This is a genomic window from Pseudomonas sp. Snoq117.2 (genome assembly GCF_900110545.1).
Lineage (GTDB): Bacteria > Pseudomonadota > Gammaproteobacteria > Pseudomonadales > Pseudomonadaceae > Chryseomonas > Chryseomonas benzopyrenica.
This window is the reverse complement of record NZ_FOED01000010.1, coordinates 83,132-101,014: the sequence shown is the minus strand read 5'-3', so window position 1 is coordinate 101,014 and position 17,883 is coordinate 83,132. Positions and strand designations below refer to the sequence as shown.

Genomic DNA, 17,883 nt, shown 5'->3' with positions numbered 1-17,883 from the left:
AAGCCGGGAAACCTGCGCCCACCCCTGGCAAACTTATGGGGCCAGACGGGTTCGAAAGCCGTCGTTCTCTGTTTCCAGGACAAGGAATCCCATGCGTATCCGCCCGCTCCTCCTGCTCGCCGGCCTGCTGCTCGGTGGTTGCCAAAGCGTCTTCGGCCCCAACCTCGACAAACCCCTCACGCCTCGCCACCAGGCCTGGGAGCACCGCCCCGCCGGCTGCCAGGGCGAAGACTGCCCACTGATCAACATCGACTACGTGGAGTTCGGCGAACCGGCGCTGGACGCCCTGGTGCAACGCCACCTGCTGGGCCTGGCCCGTGCCGAGCCGGGCGCGCCCATCCCCGCCTCGCTGGCCAGCTACGAGCAAAATTTCCTCGCCAAGGCCCAGCCGCGCTGGAGCAGCTATCTGCAGGCCAAGGTGCGCGAACAGCATGACGGCCTGGTGATCATTGAATTCTCCAGCTACCTGGCCAACGGCGGCGCCCATGGCCTGGCCGGCCGCGACTTCGTCACCTGGGATCGCCATCTCGATCGGCAGATCACCCTGGGCGACATGTTGGTGCCGGGGCAGGAAGCCGAGTTCTGGCGCCTGGCGCAGCTGTCGCGGGAGGCCTGGATGCTCAGCAACGGTGTCGGCGATGCCGAATTCCGTCAGCAGTGGCCCTTCCTCAAGACCAACAACGTGGCCCTGGACTTCGGCGCCCTGACGCTCAAGTACGACATCGGCAGCATCGCCCCCTATGCCATGGGCCATCCGGAGCTGAAGATCCCCTATCCCAAGCTCAACGGCATCCTCAAGGGCGAGTATTTCCCGGGGCGCGGGAAGAGTCGCCAGCCGTAGTCCGCCCTGTTGGGCTTCGACGGTGGAGCCGTCTCAGCCCAACCTACGAGAGCCATGCGCGCCTGACGGGTATGCAATGGGCGTAGGTTGGGTTGAGCGCAGCGAAGCCCAACGGCCGGACCCTAAACTCGCTTCAACCCCAACAGCGCCTGTGCGGTACCGGCCACCACGATGGCCGGCAGGGTCGCGCCCCAGGCCGGGAGCAGCGTTGGCAACAGGTGGTAGACGGCCACACCGAGGGCCCAAGCGACCAGGGACTCCAGGCGCAACGCCCGTACCCGCTGCGGAGCCTTGCGGCGGCGCAGCAGGAAGTGATCCACCAGCACCACGCCGAACAGCGGCGCGAACACCGAGCCGATCAGCAGCAGGAAGTGCTCGTACTGGGCCAGGGGCACCAGCAGCGCCAGCAGGGTGCAGAGAATGCCGATGGCCAGGGTCAGCTGCCAGATCTTCACCTGGGCCAGGAAACCCGTGGCCACCGCCGCCGAGTGATAGGCGGCAAAGGCATTTTCCGATTCGTCCAGCAGGATCAGCAGCAGTGGCAGGCCCAGGCCGGCCACGGCCAGGGCGCGTAGCAGAGCGTCGGCTTCACCGCCGCTGGCGAAGGCCAGAGTGTAGGCGAAGCCCAGGCCCATCAGCCAGAGGTTGCCGCAGAAATAGCCCAGCATGACGCCTCGCCCGGCGCTACGCCCGGTGCGGGCGAAGCGGGTGTAGTCGGCGATCACCGGTAGCCACGACAGCGGCATGGCCACCACCAGGTCGAAGCCCAGGGCCTGGGTCAGGGAGCCATCGCCCGGACGCTGCCAGAGCGCGGCCAGGTCGGCGCGCAGGAACAGGTCCAGGGTCAACCAGCCGCAGGCGCCCAACAGCAGCCAGATACCCCAGCGGCTGAGGAAACGGCGCACGAAGGTCAGGGGACCGGCCACCGCCAGGGCCGTGGCCAGGGCGCCGAAGACCAGGGTCCAGAGCACCGGCGAGGCCCAGCTCTGCAGGCCCCAGCTGCCCAGCAGCACACTGGCCGCCTCGCGCATCACCACCAGTTCGAAGGCACCCCAGCCGATCAGCTGGGTGATGTTGAGCACCGCCGGCAGCAGCGCGCCGCGCTGGCCGAGGCTCTGGCCCAGGGCGGTCATGCCGGCCAGGCCGGTATCGCTGCCCACCAGGCCGGCGGCCGCCAGCAGCAGCACCCCGACCCCGGTGCCGAGCACCAGCACCAGCAGGCCATCGGCCAGGCCGAGGCCGGGTGCCAGCAACGCGCCGGCCTGGGCCACCATGAGACCGATGCCGAGGGAGAACCAGAGAGTGAAGAGATCGCGCCCGCCAAGGATGCGGCGGTCCGCCGGAACGGGGACGGTGGGGGTATAGAGGCCGGGGGCCTGGGCCATGATGGGTCTCGTGAACAAGGGGTTGAGGGCGCCCAACGTCGTTGGGTGACGCCGGGCATTGTTGGGCTTCGCTACGCTCAGCGCCAACCTACGGTGGTTTGTCTGGAACCGTAGGTTGGGTTGAGACGGCTCTATCGTCGAAGCCCAACGTTGCGGGGTCGATCTGGACAACGTTGGGCTTCGCTGCGCTCAACCCAACCTACGCAAGCCCTAGACCTGCTTGTAGATCACCCCTCCTTCGTCCTTGAAGCGCGCGGCCTGTTCCTGGAAGCCGGCCTCGATGGCCTTCTGCTCGTCGGTCAGGCCGTTCTCCTTGGCGTAGTCGCGGACTTCCTGGGTGATCTTCATGGAGCAGAACTTGGGGCCGCACATGGAGCAGAAGTGCGCCACCTTGGCCGAGTCCTTGGGCAGGGTCTCGTCATGGAAGGCACGCGCCGTGTCCGGGTCCAGGCCCAGGTTGAACTGGTCTTCCCAGCGAAATTCGAAGCGCGCCTTGCTTAGTGCGTTGTCGCGGATCTGGGCGCCGGGATGCCCCTTGGCCAGGTCGGCGGCATGGGCGGCGATCTTGTAGGTGATGATGCCGGTCTTGACGTCGTCCTTGTTGGGCAGGCCGAGGTGCTCCTTGGGCGTCACGTAGCAGAGCATGGCGCAGCCGAACCAGCCGATCATGGCGGCGCCGATGCCGCTGGTGATGTGGTCGTAGCCGGGGGCGATGTCGGTGGTCAGCGGGCCGAGGGTATAGAACGGCGCCTCGTCGCAGCACTCCAGCTGCTTGTCCATGTTCTCCTTGATCAGCTGCATGGGCACGTGGCCCGGGCCTTCGATCATGGTCTGGACGTCGTGCTTCCAGGCGATCTTGGTCAGCTCACCGAGGGTTTCCAGCTCGCCGAACTGGGCGGCGTCGTTGGCATCGGCGATGGAGCCCGGACGCAGGCCGTCACCCAGGGAAAAGCTCACGTCGTAGGCCTGCATGATCTCGCAGATGTCTTCGAAGTGGGTGTAGAGGAAGTTTTCCTTGTGATGCGCCAGGCACCACTTGGCCATGATGGAGCCGCCGCGGGAGACGATGCCGGTGACCCGCTTGGCGGTCAGGGGCACGTAGTGCAGGCGCACCCCGGCATGGATGGTGAAGTAGTCCACGCCCTGCTCCGCCTGCTCGATGAGGGTGTCGCGGAACAGCTCCCAGGTCAGCTCCTCGGCGACGCCATCGACCTTTTCCAGAGCCTGGTAGATAGGCACGGTGCCGATGGGGACCGGCGAGTTGCGGATGATCCACTCGCGGGTCTCGTGGATGTGCTTGCCGGTGGACAGGTCCATCACGGTGTCGGCGCCCCAGCGGATGCCCCAGGTCAGCTTTTCCACCTCTTCCTCGATGGAAGAGCCCAGGGCGCTGTTGCCGATGTTGCCGTTGATCTTCACCAGGAAGTTGCGGCCGATGATCATCGGCTCCAGCTCCAGGTGGTTGATGTTGGCCGGGATGATGGCGCGGCCGCGGGCCACCTCGTCGCGGACGAACTCGGGCGTGATCTCCTGGGGAATGCTGGCGCCGAAGCTCTGGCCGCGGTGCTGGTTGCCGAGCAGGCCGGCGGCGCGGGCTTCCTGCAGCTTCATGTTCTCGCGGATGGCGATGTATTCCATCTCCGGGGTGACGATGCCCTGGCGGGCATAGTGCATCTGGGAGACGTTGCGCCCGGCCTTGGCTCGCCGCGGCTGGCGCGCCAGGTCGAATCTCAGGGCGGCGAGACTCGGATCGGCCAGGCGCGCCTGGCCGAATTCGGAAGAGAGCCCGGCCAGCAGTTCGGTGTCGCCGCGTTCTTCGATCCAGCGCGAACGCACGTCCGGCAGGCCCTTGCGCAGGTCGATGCGCGCCGCCGGGTCGGTGTAGGGGCCGGAGGTGTCGTAGACGAATACCGGGGCGTTGCGCTCACCGCCAAAGGCGGTAGGGGTGTCGGCGAGGGAAATTTCCCGCACCGGCACGCGGATGTCGGGGCGCGAGCCGGTCAGATAGACCTTGCGCGAATTGGGCAACGGCTGGGTGGACTGGCGGTCGACGCGGGTAAAGTCGGTGACGTTGTTCTGCTTGTTCATCGAGGCTCTCCTGGTGGGCGCGTTGCCGAGGGAAGAACCTGGACGAAGGGGTGGGCACGCAGGAAGATGCAAGCCCGGACGGATGGCGACCACGGAGACGAATGCGGACGCCCTCTTGTTCCCTACGCAGGTTGACGCACCGCCATGCGGCGCGCCTAGCCTGATCAGGTTCAACGGGATCCGGGACTACCCGATCTCAGCGCCTCGTAGCGCACCCCGACAAGAACGCGGTCAGTGTAAACCCAGACCGGCAGAAACTTCGACCGCTATTTCCTCTCCTATGGCGGATTCGGACGAAGTCACTACACTGGCCCGGTCCCTCAAGGAAGGCTCCCAGAATGCGAAGATTCCTGCTGCTCGCGGCACTCTGCACCACGGCCGGTCTGGCCCAGGCCCAGGTGGCCGGCAGTGGCCTGCTCGACGTCTACCGCGAGGCGCTGGACAACAACGCCGACCTGGCCGCCGAGCGCGCCGGTCTCGGCGCCCAGCGCGAAGCGGTGCCCCAGGCGCGGGCCGGTCTGTTGCCGCAACTCGGCCTTGGCGCCCAGTTCAACGACACCCACACCAGCCTGGAGCTGAAGGACAATCCCGCGCTGGGCGTCCAGGGTGGCCGCTACAGCAGCGATCGCAGCAGCCAGCTGATCCAGGCCACCCTCAGCCAGCCCCTGTTCCGTGCCGACCGCTGGTTCCAGCTCAAGGCGGCCCAGGCCGCCACCGAGCAGGCCGAGCTGCAGTTTTCCGCCGCCCAGCAGCAACTCATCCTGCAGACCGCCGAGGGCTATTTCAGCGCCCTGCGCGCCCAGGACGCCCTGGCCACCGCCCGAGCCGAGGAAAAGGCGCTGTACCGCCAGCTGGACCAGTCCCGCGAGCGCTACAAGGTCGGCCTGACCGACGACACCGACGTGCTCCAGGCCCAGGCCAGCTTCGACAATGCCCAGGCCAACCGCTCGCAGAGCGAGCAGCAGGTGGCGGACGCCTTCCAGGCTCTGACCCGTCTGACCGATCGTGACTACGGCAGCATCGCCGGCATTCGCCACGACCTGCCGATCCTGCCGCCGCAGCCCAACGATGCTCGCCAGTGGGTGGACACCGCCATGCGCCAGAATCTGCAGCTGCTGGCCGCCGGCCAGGGCGTGAACGCGGCGCAGGAAACCCTGCGCCAGCGTCGCGCCGGGCACCTGCCGACGGTGGATGCGGTGGCGCGCTATAGCCACAGCGACAACGATGCGGTGAATCTGCCCAACGCCGAGCAGCTGGCGCTGTTCGGCAGCCCGGTCAACAGCCGCAGCATCGGTATCCAGGTGGAGCTACCGCTGTACAGCGGCGGCGCCACCAGCTCCCAGGCGCGTCAGGCCTACCAGCAGCTGGACCGGAGCGAACAGCAGCAGGAAAGCCTGCGCCGCCAGGTGGTGCAGAACACCCGCAATGCCCATCGGGCGATCAACACCGACATCGAGCAGGTGCGGGCCCGACGGCTGTCCATCGCCTCCAGCCAGCGCGCCCTGCGCGCCACCGAGATCGCCTACCAGGTGGGCAGCCGCACCATCGTCGACGTGCTCGACGCCCAGCGGCTGCTGTACAACGCCGTGCGCCAGTACAACGATGCCCGCTACAACTACATCCTGGATACCCTGAGACTCAAGCAGGCGGCCGGCACCCTGGCGCCCAACGACCTGCTGGCGCTGTCGGGCTATCTCGACCCCCACTACGACCCGGATCGCGACTTCCTGCCGCCGGACCTGGCCAAGACCCGCGCCGACGTCCTGCCGGCGCGCTCGGCTCTGGGCGTGAGCAATTTATCCAGTCCGGAGAGCAGGCGCTCCAGCGCGCCCTGATTGGCGGCCAACACCGCCAGACCCGCCTGCCGGCGCCGCTCGGCTTCCGCCGGTTCGGCCCAGAGTCGGGCCACGGCGGCGGCGATGGCCGAGGCTTCCGCTACTGTTTCCAAAGCGCCGGCGTCGCGCAACTGGGCAACGATGTCGAGGAAGTTGAATACGTGCGGACCGCTGAGCACCGGCACCCCCAGGGCCGCCGGCTCCAGCGGATTGTGGCCGCCACGCTCGATCAGGCTGCCACCGACGAAGGCCACGTCGGCCAGGGCGTAGAGAAACAGCAGCTCGCCCATGGTGTCGCCCAGCAGGACCTGGGTCTGCGGTTGCACCGCCTCCCCCGTCGAGCGCTGGATCACGCTGAAATCTTCGCGGCGCACCTCGGCCAGTACCTCGGGAAAGCGCTCGGGATGACGCGGTACCAGGATCAGCAGGGCATCGGGGCGTGCGGCCAGCAATTGGCGATGGGCCTGTAGCAGGATCTCGTCTTCACCGGCATGGGTGCTGGCGGCGATCCACACCGGGCGCTGGCCCCAGCCCTGGCGCAGCGCAGCGGCGCGGACCGGCAGTTCGGGATCGATGCGCAGGTCGAACTTGATGGAGCCTGTCACCGTGACCCGCTCGGCACGGGCGCCGAGGGCGCGGAAGCGCTCGGCTTCCACCGGCGTCTGCACCGCCAGCCAGGCCAGCTCCGCCAGCATCGGCCCGGTCACCCCACCCAGTTTTCCGTAGCCCCGGGCGGAGCGTTCGGACAGCCGGCCATTGGCCAGGGCGATGGGAATATCGCGGCGCGCCGCCTGGTGGATGAGGTTGGGCCAGAGCTCGGTCTCCATCACCACCCCCAGGCTGGGCCCGAGCCGGTCGAGGAAACGCCCGGCCAGCCATGGCAGGTCGTAGGGCAGGTAGCAATGCTGGACGTCATCACCGAACAGGGCGCGGATGCGCTCCGAGCCGGTGGGCGTCATGCAGGTCACAATGATCGGCAGGTCGGGATGCCGCTGGCGCAGGGCGCGGATCACCGGCGCGGCGGCGATGCTCTCTCCCACCGACACCGCGTGCACCCAGATGCCGCCGGGCGGCACCTCAGGCAAGCCCAGCGCCAGGCGTTCGCCGATGCGCTGCCGATAGGCGGGCGCCTTGCGTCCGCGCCAGAGCAGGCGCAGCAGGATGAAGGGCAAGGCCAGGGTGAAGATCAGGCTATAGAGGGTACGGTTCATGGCGGCAGAGCTTAATGAAGCCCGGCCGCCAGTGCGAGCCCGTTCGACCTAGTGCGAATGCCGCGGCACCCCACCCTCGCGCGCGATCACCTTGAGGTGCAGGGTGGCCGGCTCCAGGCAGCCACCGGTGGAGAGCTGGCCCACCAGTTGCCGATAGAGCTCCTGCCAGGGGGTCTGGGCCGGCGGCAGGTTGGGCGTCCATTCGGCGCGGCGGCGTTCCAGTTCGCCATCGTCAAGCAGCACGTCGACGCTGCGGGCATTGAGGTCCACGCGCAGCCGGTCGTTGGTCTTGAGCAGGGCCAGGCCGCCGCCCACCGCCGCTTCCGGCGACATGTTGAGGATCGAAGGGCTAGCCGAGGTGCCGCTCTGGCGACCGTCGCCCAGGCATGGCAGGGAATCGATACCCTTCTTGATCAGCGCCGCCGGGGGCGCCATGTTGACCACCTCGGCGCTGCCCGGATAACCCACCGGACCGGCGCCGCGGATCACCAGGATGCAGCGTTCGTCGATGTCCAGCGCCGGATCGTCGATGCGCGCGTGGTAGTCCTCCGGGCCTTCGAAGACGATCGCCCGCGCCTCGAAACTGTTTTCCTTGCCCGGTTCGGCCAGGTAGGTCTGGCGGAAGGCCTCGCCCACCACCGACATCTTCATGATGGCGCTATCGAAGAAGTTGCCGCTGAGCACGATGAAGCCGGCGCGGTGCTTGAGCGGCGCTTCATAGGGCTGGATCACCGCAGGATCCGAGCTGGCGGCACCCTCGGCGATGCTACCGATGGTCTTGCCGGAGACGGTCAGGCACTCGCCGTGCAGACGCCCGGCCTTGAGCAGTTCGTGGAGCACCGCCGGCACCCCGCCGGCGCGGTGGAAGCCCTCGCCCAGGTACTTGCCGGCCGGCATGCAGTTGGCCAGCAGCGGGATGTCCTCGCCCAGGCGTTGCCAGTCGTCCAGCGACAATTCGATGCCCATGTGCCGGGCGATGGCGATCAGGTGCGGCGGGCAGTTGCTGGAGGCGCCCAGGGCCGAGGCCACCACGATGGCGTTCTCGAAGGCCTCGCGGGTCATGATCTGCGAGGGGCGGACGTCGTCCAGCACCAGTTGGCAGATGCGCTTGCCGGTGGCATAGGCCATCTGGCCGCGCTCACGGTAAGGCGCGGGGATGCTGGCGCAGCCGGGCAGCGACATGCCCAGGGTCTCGGCCAGGGCATTCATCGACAGGGCCGTGCCCATGGTGTTGCAGTGGCCCACCGAAGGCGAGGCGGCGGTGGTCAGGGCCATGAAGCCCTCGTAGTCGATCTCGCCGGTCGCCAGCAGGTTGCGCGCGTGCCAGAGCACGGTGCCGGAGCCGATCAGCTCACCCTTGAAATGCCCGTCCAGCATGGGCCCACCGGACAGCACGATGGCCGGCAGGTCGGTGGTGGCCGCGGCCATCAGGCAGGCCGGGGTGGTCTTGTCGCAACCGGTGGTGAGCACCACGCCGTCCAAGGGAAAGCCGTGGAGGATCTCCACCAGGCCGAGGTAGGCCAGGTTGCGATCCAGGGCCGCGGTGGGGCGGCGACTCTGCTCGGCGATGGGATGCACCGGGAATTCCATGGGGATGCCGCCCGCATCGCGGATACCGGCCTTGACCCGCTGGGCCAGCTCCAGGTGATGACGATTGCAGGGGGTGAGGTCGCTACCGGTCTGGGCGATGCCGATGATGGGGCGACCGGACTGGAGTTCGTCGCGGGTCAGGCCGTAGTTCATGTAGCGCTCGACATAGAGCGCGGTCATGTCGGCGTGGGCAGGATCATCGAACCATTGCTGGCTGCGCAGCGGGCGTTTGGCGGAAGTCATGATGGTCTCTAGTTGTTATTAGGAAAGAGCGGTTAGCGACCCAGCAGGCCGCGGGCGGCCAGGTTGTGCATCAGAGCACCGAGGCCGAAGCGCCAGGCCGGGGCCTGGTCGCTGGTGGTCACCCTATTGTGCAGGGTTCCCAGCAGCGGGCTGGCGATGCTCACCACGTCACCCACCTTGTGGGTGAAGCCGCCGCCCGGGGCGTCACGGTCCTGGGTCGGGGCGAACAGGGTGCCGAGAAACAGCACGAAGCCGTCGGGATACTGGTGGTTGACATTGAGGGTCTGGGCGGCGAGATCGGTGGGATCACGACTGATCTGCGCCATGGAGCTGCTGCCATTGAGGTGAAAGCCGTCTTCGCCCTGGACTTCCAGGGTCACCACGCACTGGCGGACCTGGTCGAGATCGAAGGTCTCGTCGAACAGGCGGATGAAGGGCCCCAGGGCGCAGGAGGCGTTGTTGTCCTTGGCCTTGCTCAGCAGCAGGGCGCTGCGGCCCTCGATGTCGCGCAGGTTGACGTCATTGCCCAGGGTGGCGCCATGCAGGCGGCCGCGGCTGTCCGCCACCAGCACCACCTCGGGCTCGGGATTGTTCCACTGGGACACGGGGTGGATGCCGATGGCGCTGCCGCTGCCGACCGCGGCCAGCACCGGCGCCTTGGTGAAGATCTCGGCGTCCGGGCCGATGCCCACCTCCAGGTATTGCGACCACATGCCCTTCTCGATCAGCAGCGTCTTGAGCGCCTGGGCGCGCGGACTGCCCGGCTCCAGGCCCTGCAGATCCGCGCCGATCACCGCCTGCACCTGCTCGCGGATGGCCACGGCGCGCCCGGCATCGCCGCCGGCCTGCTCTTCGATCACCCGTTCCAGCATGCTGGCGGCAAAGGTCACTCCGGCGGCCTTGATCACCTGCAGATCGGCCGGCGGCAACAGGTGCAGGCGGGCCGGATCGGGCTGCTCGCCACTGTTGGCCAGCAGGTCATCGAGGCTGCCGAGGTAGCGCCCAGGGGTGTCGCGTAGGGCCTGCAGCGGCGCCTCTTCCTCGAACAGGGCGCTCAGCGTGGCGAAGCGTGCCGAGACATCGAAGACGCCGTCCTCGCGCAGCACCACGGGCGAGGGACCGGCCAGCGGACCGGGCACCCAGGCACGACCGACCAGGGTGCCGGCCAGGCCATCGGTGGGAAGGGTGTTGCCAGGCGAGAGACGAAGGGACATGGGCAGGACTCCAGGGCTGATGGGTCCACGCTAGGCAGCCAGACTGATAAACTCAAATGGGCTTATTTCATCATTCGATAACCTGCACTTATCGCCTGGGAGGCATACGTGTCCGAGCCGTCGTTCAGCCAGATCAGCCACTGGCTCAAGTTTCGCCACCTGCTGCTGATCGACACCCTGGGGCGCACCCGCAACATGCACCTGGCGGCGCAGCAGATGAACCTCAGCCAGCCGGCCATCAGCAAGATGCTCAAGGAGCTCGAGCACCTGCTGGGCTTCGCCCTGTTCGAGCGCCAGCCGCGCAGCATGCCGCCCACGGCGCTGGGCGAGCACGTGCTGCGCTATGCCCGGGTGGCGCTCAACGATGCCCGCGACTTCGCCGAGCAGATCGACAGCCTGAGACGCGGCGGCCACGGCCAGCTCAAGGTCGGCGGCATCTTCGCCGCCACGGCGGTGGCGCTGCCCCAGGCCATCGTCGCGATCAAGCAGCGCTGGCCGCTGCTGGCCATCGAGGTGGTGGAGCAGACCAGCGATCACCTGATGGAGATGCTCGACGACAAGCTGCTGCACCTGGCGGTGGCGCGCTTCACCGACGAAGCCCAGGCCCAGCGTTTCGACTTCCAGCCCCTGGCGCCGGAGCCCTTCCGCTTCGTGGTCAACGCCGATCACCCGCTGGTGGGCAGCGGGCCCGTGGGCCTCGACCAGGTGCTGGCCTGGCCCTGGATCCTCTATCCCAAGGGCACGCCCATCCGCGGGCGCATGGAGCGAGCCTTTGCCGCCGCCGGCCTGCCGGTGCCGAGCAACACCATCGATACCATCTCCATGCAGACCTTTCTCCAGGTGCTGCGCGCCGGCCCCATGATCGGCATGCTGCCCGAGGCCATGGTCGAACCCTATCTCGCCAGCGGCGCGCTCAGTGCCCTGGAGCTGCCCTTGCACCTGCCGGCGCAGGACTACGGCATCCTCACCCGCAAGGGCGAACCCCTGGGCGAGGCGGCGCGGGAATTCGCCGCCATCCTGCTGAGCCATGCCGGTCGCGGAGAGGCCTCGGCCTAGAGGCTTCGATAACGCGCCGTTATCGAATGATCCGCAAATGCCATTGGGAAAGAATCGCTCTCGCTCCTAGAGTGGCCTGGCGATTCAGACGGCCACCCTGCATCCCCGGCCGCCTTCGACCTCTTCAATAACAACAACGGGCCCCAAGGCCCCGAAGGTCATTCCCATGTTCGAGACCACCGCTCCCCAGGGCGCCGCTGGCGACGCCTTCGAAGAACGCACCTATCGCAAGGTGGTGCTGCGCATCCTGCCGATCCTGCTGCTGTGCTACATCGCCGCCTACCTGGATCGGGTCAACGTCGGCTTCGCCAAGCTGGACATGCTCGACGACCTCGGCTTCAGCAACACCGTCTATGCCCTTGGCGCCAGCATGTTCTTCTGGGGCTACTTCCTCTTCGAGGTCCCCAGCAACCTGCTGCTGCATCGCTACGGCGCGCGCTTCTGGATCGCCCGCATCATGCTGACCTGGGCGATCATCTCCATGGCGGTGGCCTTCACCCAGCCGCTGGCGCAGTTCTTCGGCATGCAGTCGAGCACCCTCTTCTATGTGCTGCGCTTCCTGCTGGGCGTCTGCGAGGCGGGCTTCTTTCCCGGGGTGATCCTCTATCTCAACTACTGGTTTCCGACCCGCCGACAGAGTCGGGTGATGTCGGGCTTCCTCATCGCCCTGCCCTTCAGCCTGAGCTTTGGCGGCGTGCTCTCCGGCTGGCTGATGAGCAGCCTGCACAACTGGCACGGCCTGGCCGGCTGGCAGTGGATGCTGCTGGTGGAAGGGGTGCCCTCGATCATCATGGCGGTGGTGGTGTTCTGCTGCCTGAGCGACAACATCGACAAGGCGCCCTGGCTGGACGCTCGGGAAAAGGCCCTGCTCAAGCGCAACCTGGAGCAGCAGAACGCCGGCAAGGCCTCGCGACTCGGTGAGGTGTTCTTCAATCCGCGGGTCTGGCTGCTGGTGTTCATCCTGCTGACCTTCAACACCGGCTTCTATGGCCTGGCCTTCTGGATGCCCTCGATCATCAAGAACGCCGGGGTCAGCGGCAGCCTGCAGATCGGCCTGCTCACCGCTATCCCCTACAGCGTCGCCCTGGTGGTCATGCTGCTGAACGCCCGCCACTCGGCCCGCACCGGCGAGCAGCGGCTGCACGCGGCGGTGCCGGCCTTCGTCGGCGCCCTGGGCCTGGTGCTGAGCGCCTGGTTCATCCACAACATCGTGCTGTCGATCTTCTTTCTCACCGTGGCCGCCTCGGGCCTGCTGGCGCTGATGCCGATCTTCTGGTCGCTGCCCGGCACCCTGCTCTCCGGCGTCGCCGCCGCAGCGGGCATCGGCATGATCAACGCCATCGGCAACCTCTCCGGCTTCACCGGTTCCATGATCACTGCGACCATGGAAACCCTCACCGGCGACATCAACAACGGCACCTATGTGCTCGGCGCCTGCCTGTTCGTCAGCGGCCTGCTGATCCTGGCGATCCCGGCCTCGATGCTGCACCGCGCGCCGACCGCCGTGCCGCTCGACCTCAAGACCGCCTAGCCCGCCTCGGGCACGGCCGAACGCCCGGCTCCCGCGGCGCTCGGTCGCCCGATCCCCAGCGCCATCACCGCCGCGACGATGCCGGTCAGCCCAGCCAATACCAGGGCCTCCTGGTAGGAACCGAAGTGCTCGCGCAGGGCGCCGGCGAGAAAGGCCGCGCAGGCGGCGCCGAGCATGTGGCCGCAGAACACCCAGCCGAACACCACCGGCGCACTCCTTTCACCAAAGCTCTGGTTGGTCAGCTTGACCGTGGGCGGCACCGTGGCGATCCAGTCCAGCCCATAGAAGATGCCGAACAGCAGCAGCTGCTCGGGGGCGAAACCGGAGAATGGCAGGTAGATCAGCGAAAGCCCGCGCAGGCTGTAGTAGACGAACAGCAGGCGGCGCGGATCGTATCTGTCGGTCAGCCAGCCGGAGGCGGTGGTGCCCACCAGATCGAAGATCCCCATCAGCGCGAGGATGCCGGCGGCCTGTACCTGGGACAGGCCGTGGTCGTGGCCCATGGCGATGAAGTGGGTGCCGATCAGGCCGTTGGTGGTGAAGCCGCAGACGAAGAAGGTCAGGAACAGCAGCCAGAAATCGCGGCGCCGACTGGCCATGGCCAAGGTGCCGAGGGTCACGCGAAACAGATTGCCCGGTGCGGTGGCGACCGGCGCCTGATAGTCCGCCGGGGCGCCATGGGGTCGCAGGCCGACGTCCACCGGCCGCTCGGGCAGCAGCCAGGCCACCAGCGGGATCAGCGCCGCGCTGGCTACGGCCACGGTCAGCACCACGGTCTGCCAGCCCTCATGACTGGCGAGATGGGCCAGCAGCGGCAGGAACACCAGGTTGCCGGTGGCGGTGCTGGCGGCCAGCAGGCCCATCATCAGGCCCCGGCGGGCGACGAACCAGCGATTGACGATGGCGGCACCCAGCACCATGGCCACGCAGCCCGTGCCCAGGCCGCTGAGCACGCCCCAGGTGGCCACCAGGTGCCAAGGTTCGCGCATCAGGGTGCTCAGGGCGGTGGCGAGGCTGATCAGGGTGAGGCCGCCGAGCAGGGTGCGGCGGATGCCGAGGGTCTGCATCAGGGCGGCGGCGAAGGGCCCGACCAGGCCGTAGAGGAAGATGCCCACGGCGGCGGCGAAGGACACGCTTTCGCGGCTCCAGCCAAAGGTCTCCTGCAACGGCAGCAGCAGTACGCCCGGGGTGGACCTCACCCCGGCCGAGACCAGCAGGGCGAGAAAGATCAGCGCCAGGACGACGAAGACATAGCGCTGGCCGAGGGCGGGAGGTGTGGTCATGGCGATCATCCCGGATCGAGGAGGAATGACCTGAGTATCGCAGCGCTTGCACCTAGGCGCTGGTCAAGCTGCCCCACGGATTCGGCCAGAATACGACTGTCATGGGAAGAGGCCATGGGCAAGCGCTGAGGCTCCGTCATGTTGGGCTTCGCTTTCGCTCAGCGCCAACCTACGGCGCTCCGCGTAGGTTGGCGCTGAGCGCAGCGAAGCCCAACACATCGATTTCAACCAATCGCCCGCAACTCTTCGGCCAGCCGTTGCGCCAGCCAGCGCGCCGCCGGCCCCGGTGCGGCGTTGCGGCGCCAGGCCAGCTCCACCACCAAGGCCGGCGGCACCCAGTCGCAGGCCAGTTCGGCGAGCAAGCCCTGGTAGGAGGGATAGCGCGCCACGTGCCGCGGCAACCAGCCCCAGCCCAGGCCGCGCATCAGCAATTCGGCGAGCAGATAGAAGCTGTCGGCGCGCCAGACCTGGGGGGCGATCTGCTCGCCGCCGGGATAGGGATTCTCCAGCGGCGCGATCAGCAGCTGACGATGACGGGCCAGTTCGCGCCGGCCCACGCCCTGCTGGCGCGCCAGGGGATGCTGGGCGCCGCAGGCGGTGACCTGGGCGACATCGCCCAGGGCCTGGCGCTCCAGGGCCGCGGGCATGTGCTCATGGCGGAACAGCAGGCCGAGGTCGGCCTGGTCGGTTAGCAGCTTGCGCGCCACATCGCCCTGGGCGCCGCTGGTGAGCTGGACCTCCAGGTGCGGGAAAGCCGCGGCCAGGGCGTCCAGGGCATCGAGCACCGGCTGGTAGGGCATGGCCTCGTCCAGGGCCAGGCGCAACAGCGGTTCCTGTCCAGCGCAGAGGGCCTGGGCCCGGCTGTCCAGCCGCTGGCACTGGCGCAGCACCTCGCGCGCCTCCTCCAGCAGGGCCAGACCGGTCGCAGTGATGACCGGCGTGCGGCCATTGCTGCGCGCGAACAGCGCCACGCCCAGATCGGTTTCCAGCAGGGCGATGGCCGAGCTGATCGCCGATTGCGCCCGGCCCAGACGCCGCGCCATCGCCGAGAAACTCGCGCCCTCGGCGATGCCGACGAAGATCTCCAGCTGCTCAAGATTCCACTGCACGACCCATCTCCTCGATAGATAGGTATCAACTTTCACCCATCGCCCGAAAAGGCACAATGGGGCCTTCCACAGGAGGAAGCCCCATGAGCGGATACATCTATCTGGCCATCGCCATCGTCGCCGAAGTCGTCGCCACCACCTCCATGAAGGCCATCAGCGGCTTCAGCAAGCCGCTGCCGCTGATCCTGGTCATCTGTGGCTTTGGGCTGGCCTTCTGGATGCTGACCCTGGTAGTGCGCAGCATCCCGGTGGGCATCGCCTACGCCATCTGGGCCGGCCTCGGCATCGTGCTGGTGAGCATCGCCGCGGCCTTTCTCTACGACCAGAAGCTGGACCTGCCGGCCCTGTTGGGCATGGGGCTGATCGTCGCCGGGGTAGTGGTGATCCAGCTGTTTTCCGGCAGTACCGGGCATTGAGACCAGCGGCGGCGAGGAGCGTGTAAAATCTTGTCGTTGCGATTTTCTAACTCAAGCAGGCCGTTCATGTCCCAACCCTGGTCCACCGATATCCTCATCGTCGGCGGCGGCGTCGCCGGCCTCTGGCTCAACGCCCGCCTCAGACGCGCCGGCTACGCCACCGTGCTGGTGGAGACCGGCGCCCTGGGCGGCGGCCAGAGCGGCAAGTCCCAGGGCATCATCCATGGCGGCACCAAGTACGCCCTGACCGGGATGCTCACCAGTGCCTCCGAGGCCATCGCCGACATGCCGCGGCGCTGGCGCGAGAGCCTGGCCGGCAGCGGCGAGCTGGATCTCTCCGGCGTGCGCCTGCTCTCCGAAGCCCATTACCTCTGGTCGCCGGGCAGCCTGGCCGGCAACCTCACCAGCTTCTTCGCCAGCAAGGCGGTGCGCGGCCGGGTGGATGCGGTCAAGGGCGACGAACTGCCCCCGGCCCTGCGCGATCGTGCCTTCAAGGGCAAGGTCTATCGCCTGGCCGAACTGGTGCTGGACGTGCCCAGCCTGGTCGCGCGCCTGGCCGAGCTGGCCGGCGACAGCCTGCTGGCCGGGCATGAGCTGCAACCGCTGCGCGAAGCCGGCGAACTGACCGGCCTGGTGGTGGACGGCCAACCCATCCGCGCCCAACGCATCGTGCTGACCGCCGGCGCCGGCATGGCCGAGCTGCTCCAGGCGCTCCACCTGGAACAACCGGCCATGCAGCGCCGCCCGCTGCACATGGTGGTGGTCAAGGGCCCCATGCTCAAACCCCTCTATGCCCACTGCCTAGGTGGCGGCCCCAAGCCGCGGGTGACCATCACCAGCCACCCCACCGCCGATGGCCAGTGGCTGTGGTACCTGGGTGGCGACCTGGCCGAAGCCGAGGGCGTGGCGCGCGAACCCCAGGCGCAGATCGCCGCGGCGCGCGAGGAGTTGCAGCGCCTGCTGCCCTGGATAGACTTCGCCGGCGCGCGCTGGGCGACCCTGCGCGTGGATCGCGCCGAGCCGGCGCAATCCGGACTGGTGCGTCCGGACAATGCCTTTCTCGCCGAGGAAGGTCGTCTGCTGGTGGGCTGGCCGACCAAGCTGGCCCTGTCGCCCGACCTGGCCGACCGCGTCCTGGCCAATCTCGACCGCGATGGCATCGCGCCGGGACAGCACCCCGCCCTGCCCGCCCATCCGCAACCGCCGGTGGCCGCGCCCTTCTGGGAGGAGCTGTTGCCATGAGTCTGCGCACCCTACACGGTCTGCAGCGTCCGCTGGGCAGCACCGGTCTCGAGATCTCCCCGCTGGGTCTGGGCACGGTCAAGTTCGGGCGTGACCAGGGCGTGAAGTATCCCAATGGCTTCACCATCCCCGACGACCGCAGCGCCGCGGACCTGCTGAGTCTTGCCCGCGAACTGGGGATCAATCTGCTGGACACCGCTCCGGCCTATGGCCGCAGCGAGGAACGCCTGGGTCCGCTCTTGCGTGGCCAGCGCCAGCACTGGGTGATCGCCAGCAAGGTCGGGGAGGAATTCACCGATGGCCTGTCCAGCTTCGACTTCAGCCCGGCCCATACCCGCCGCTCGGTGGAACGCAGCCTGCAACGCCTGGAAACCGACTGGCTGGACCTGGTGCTGGTGCACTCCGATGGCAACGACCTGGCCATCCTCCAGGACAGCGGCTGCTACGAGACCCTGGCCGAGCTCAAGCGCGAGGGGCTGATCCGCGCCTTCGGCTTTTCCGGCAAGACCGTCGCCGGCGGCCTGAAAGCCCTGGAAGCCGGCGATTGCGCCATGGTCACCTTCAACCTCAACGAAGACGCCGAGATCCCGGTGATCCAGGCCGCCGCCGCCCAGGGCAAGGGCATCCTGATCAAGAAGGCCCTGGCCAGCGGTCACGCCGTGCTCGGCGCCGGCCAGGATCCGGTGCGGGCCAGCTTCGCCCGGGTGTTCGGCGAGCCCGGGGTGAGCAGTGCGATAGTCGGCACTATCGATCCCGTGCACCTGTCACATAATGTCCGTACCCTGGCCGAAGTGATCACCGCTCGGCCCTGATCCAGAGCGTTTCGCTGAACCCTTGCC

At 67.8% G+C, this 17,883-nt stretch carries 13 protein-coding genes, 1 pseudogene and 1 riboswitch; of the genes and pseudogenes, 7 read left to right on the top strand and 7 right to left on the bottom strand.

Annotated features, from left to right (window positions below; translation table 11 throughout):
- Positions 1-91 precede the first annotated feature (91 nt).
- Positions 92-841 (top strand): RsiV family protein, encoded by a 750-nt coding sequence (locus tag BMZ43_RS20485; protein ID WP_017640757.1) that lies wholly within the window; start codon positions 92-94, stop codon positions 839-841.
- A gap of 122 nt (positions 842-963) precedes the next feature.
- Here BMZ43_RS20485 and cytX read toward each other — a convergent pair whose 3' ends face one another.
- On the bottom strand, positions 964-2,226 hold the full coding sequence (gene cytX, locus BMZ43_RS20480) for a putative hydroxymethylpyrimidine transporter CytX (RefSeq protein ID WP_093256142.1): 1,263 nt from the start codon (positions 2,224-2,226) through the stop codon (positions 964-966).
- 210 nt (positions 2,227-2,436) lie between these two features.
- Complete coding sequence (gene thiC, locus BMZ43_RS20475) at positions 2,437-4,314, bottom strand: phosphomethylpyrimidine synthase ThiC (protein WP_093256139.1); 1,878 nt, start codon at positions 4,312-4,314, stop codon at positions 2,437-2,439.
- A gap of 102 nt (positions 4,315-4,416) precedes the next feature.
- Positions 4,417-4,543, bottom strand: a riboswitch (TPP riboswitch).
- 109 nt (positions 4,544-4,652) lie between these two features.
- Here thiC and BMZ43_RS20470 point away from each other — a divergent pair.
- Complete coding sequence (locus tag BMZ43_RS20470) at positions 4,653-6,149, top strand: TolC family outer membrane protein (protein ID WP_093256136.1); 1,497 nt, start codon at positions 4,653-4,655, stop codon at positions 6,147-6,149.
- On the opposite strand, the pseudogene waaA reads toward BMZ43_RS20470, so the two are convergent.
- The 3 genes and pseudogenes from waaA to BMZ43_RS20455 form a co-directional block, all read right to left on the bottom strand.
- Positions 6,104-7,360 (bottom strand): annotated as a pseudogene (gene waaA / locus BMZ43_RS20465) (lipid IV(A) 3-deoxy-D-manno-octulosonic acid transferase); the annotation flags it as partial. The gene BMZ43_RS20470 and the pseudogene waaA overlap by 46 nt on opposite strands.
- A gap of 48 nt (positions 7,361-7,408) precedes the next feature.
- Positions 7,409-9,193, bottom strand: a complete 1,785-nt coding sequence (locus BMZ43_RS20460; protein ID WP_093256134.1) for an IlvD/Edd family dehydratase — start codon at positions 9,191-9,193, stop codon at positions 7,409-7,411.
- A 32-nt stretch (positions 9,194-9,225) separates the two neighbouring features.
- Positions 9,226-10,407, bottom strand: coding sequence for a fumarylacetoacetate hydrolase family protein (locus BMZ43_RS20455; RefSeq protein ID WP_093256132.1), 1,182 nt, complete (start codon positions 10,405-10,407; stop codon positions 9,226-9,228).
- A gap of 108 nt (positions 10,408-10,515) precedes the next feature.
- Between BMZ43_RS20455 and BMZ43_RS20450 the strand changes: the two genes are divergently transcribed.
- Together BMZ43_RS20450 and BMZ43_RS20445 are read left to right on the top strand one after the other, a co-directional pair.
- Positions 10,516-11,463 carry a LysR family transcriptional regulator gene (locus BMZ43_RS20450; protein ID WP_093256129.1) on the top strand — a complete coding sequence of 316 codons (948 nt, stop codon included), beginning with the start codon at positions 10,516-10,518 and terminating at the stop codon, positions 11,461-11,463.
- 166 nt (positions 11,464-11,629) lie between these two features.
- Positions 11,630-12,994: an MFS transporter gene (locus BMZ43_RS20445; protein WP_093256126.1), complete on the top strand. Its 1,365-nt coding sequence runs from the start codon at positions 11,630-11,632 to the stop codon at positions 12,992-12,994.
- Here the strand turns inward: BMZ43_RS20445 and BMZ43_RS20440 are convergent.
- Entirely contained in the window at positions 12,991-14,277 is a 1,287-nt protein-coding gene (locus tag BMZ43_RS20440; RefSeq protein ID WP_143075289.1) for an MFS transporter, read from the bottom strand. The genes BMZ43_RS20445 and BMZ43_RS20440 overlap by 4 nt on opposite strands.
- Before the next feature lie 224 nt (positions 14,278-14,501).
- A complete protein-coding gene (locus BMZ43_RS20435) occupies positions 14,502-15,386 on the bottom strand; it encodes a LysR family transcriptional regulator (RefSeq protein WP_093256124.1) in 885 nt (294 codons plus the stop codon).
- An 83-nt stretch (positions 15,387-15,469) separates the two neighbouring features.
- On the opposite strand from BMZ43_RS20435, the gene BMZ43_RS20430 reads away from it, so the two are divergent.
- From BMZ43_RS20430 to BMZ43_RS20420, 3 genes are all read left to right on the top strand, one after another.
- A complete protein-coding gene (locus tag BMZ43_RS20430) occupies positions 15,470-15,802 on the top strand; it encodes a DMT family transporter (RefSeq protein ID WP_093256122.1) in 333 nt (110 codons plus the stop codon).
- Positions 15,803-15,868: 66 nt separating this feature from the next.
- A complete protein-coding gene (locus tag BMZ43_RS20425; RefSeq protein ID WP_093256120.1) occupies positions 15,869-17,044 on the top strand; it encodes an NAD(P)/FAD-dependent oxidoreductase in 1,176 nt (391 codons plus the stop codon).
- Positions 17,041-17,856, top strand: coding sequence for an aldo/keto reductase (locus tag BMZ43_RS20420; protein WP_064307882.1), 816 nt, complete (start codon positions 17,041-17,043; stop codon positions 17,854-17,856). Before BMZ43_RS20425 ends, BMZ43_RS20420 begins: the two co-directional genes overlap by 4 nt.
- The last annotated feature ends 27 nt before the right edge of the window (positions 17,857-17,883 follow it).

Coding starts and splice junctions, on each gene's coding strand:
- BMZ43_RS20440 (WP_143075289.1), bottom strand. CDS start 14,277: ATGACCACACCTCCCGCCCTCGGCCAGCGCTATGTCTTCGTCGTCCTG.
- cytX (WP_093256142.1), bottom strand. CDS start 2,226: ATGGCCCAGGCCCCCGGCCTCTATACCCCCACCGTCCCCGTTCCGGCG.
- BMZ43_RS20485 (WP_017640757.1), top strand. CDS start 92: ATGCGTATCCGCCCGCTCCTCCTGCTCGCCGGCCTGCTGCTCGGTGGT.
- BMZ43_RS20425 (WP_093256120.1), top strand. CDS start 15,869: ATGTCCCAACCCTGGTCCACCGATATCCTCATCGTCGGCGGCGGCGTC.
- BMZ43_RS20455 (WP_093256132.1), bottom strand. CDS start 10,407: ATGTCCCTTCGTCTCTCGCCTGGCAACACCCTTCCCACCGATGGCCTG.
- BMZ43_RS20420 (WP_064307882.1), top strand. CDS start 17,041: ATGAGTCTGCGCACCCTACACGGTCTGCAGCGTCCGCTGGGCAGCACC.
- BMZ43_RS20430 (WP_093256122.1), top strand. CDS start 15,470: ATGAGCGGATACATCTATCTGGCCATCGCCATCGTCGCCGAAGTCGTC.
- BMZ43_RS20445 (WP_093256126.1), top strand. CDS start 11,630: ATGTTCGAGACCACCGCTCCCCAGGGCGCCGCTGGCGACGCCTTCGAA.
- thiC (WP_093256139.1), bottom strand. CDS start 4,314: ATGAACAAGCAGAACAACGTCACCGACTTTACCCGCGTCGACCGCCAG.
- BMZ43_RS20470 (WP_093256136.1), top strand. CDS start 4,653: ATGCGAAGATTCCTGCTGCTCGCGGCACTCTGCACCACGGCCGGTCTG.
- BMZ43_RS20460 (WP_093256134.1), bottom strand. CDS start 9,193: ATGACTTCCGCCAAACGCCCGCTGCGCAGCCAGCAATGGTTCGATGAT.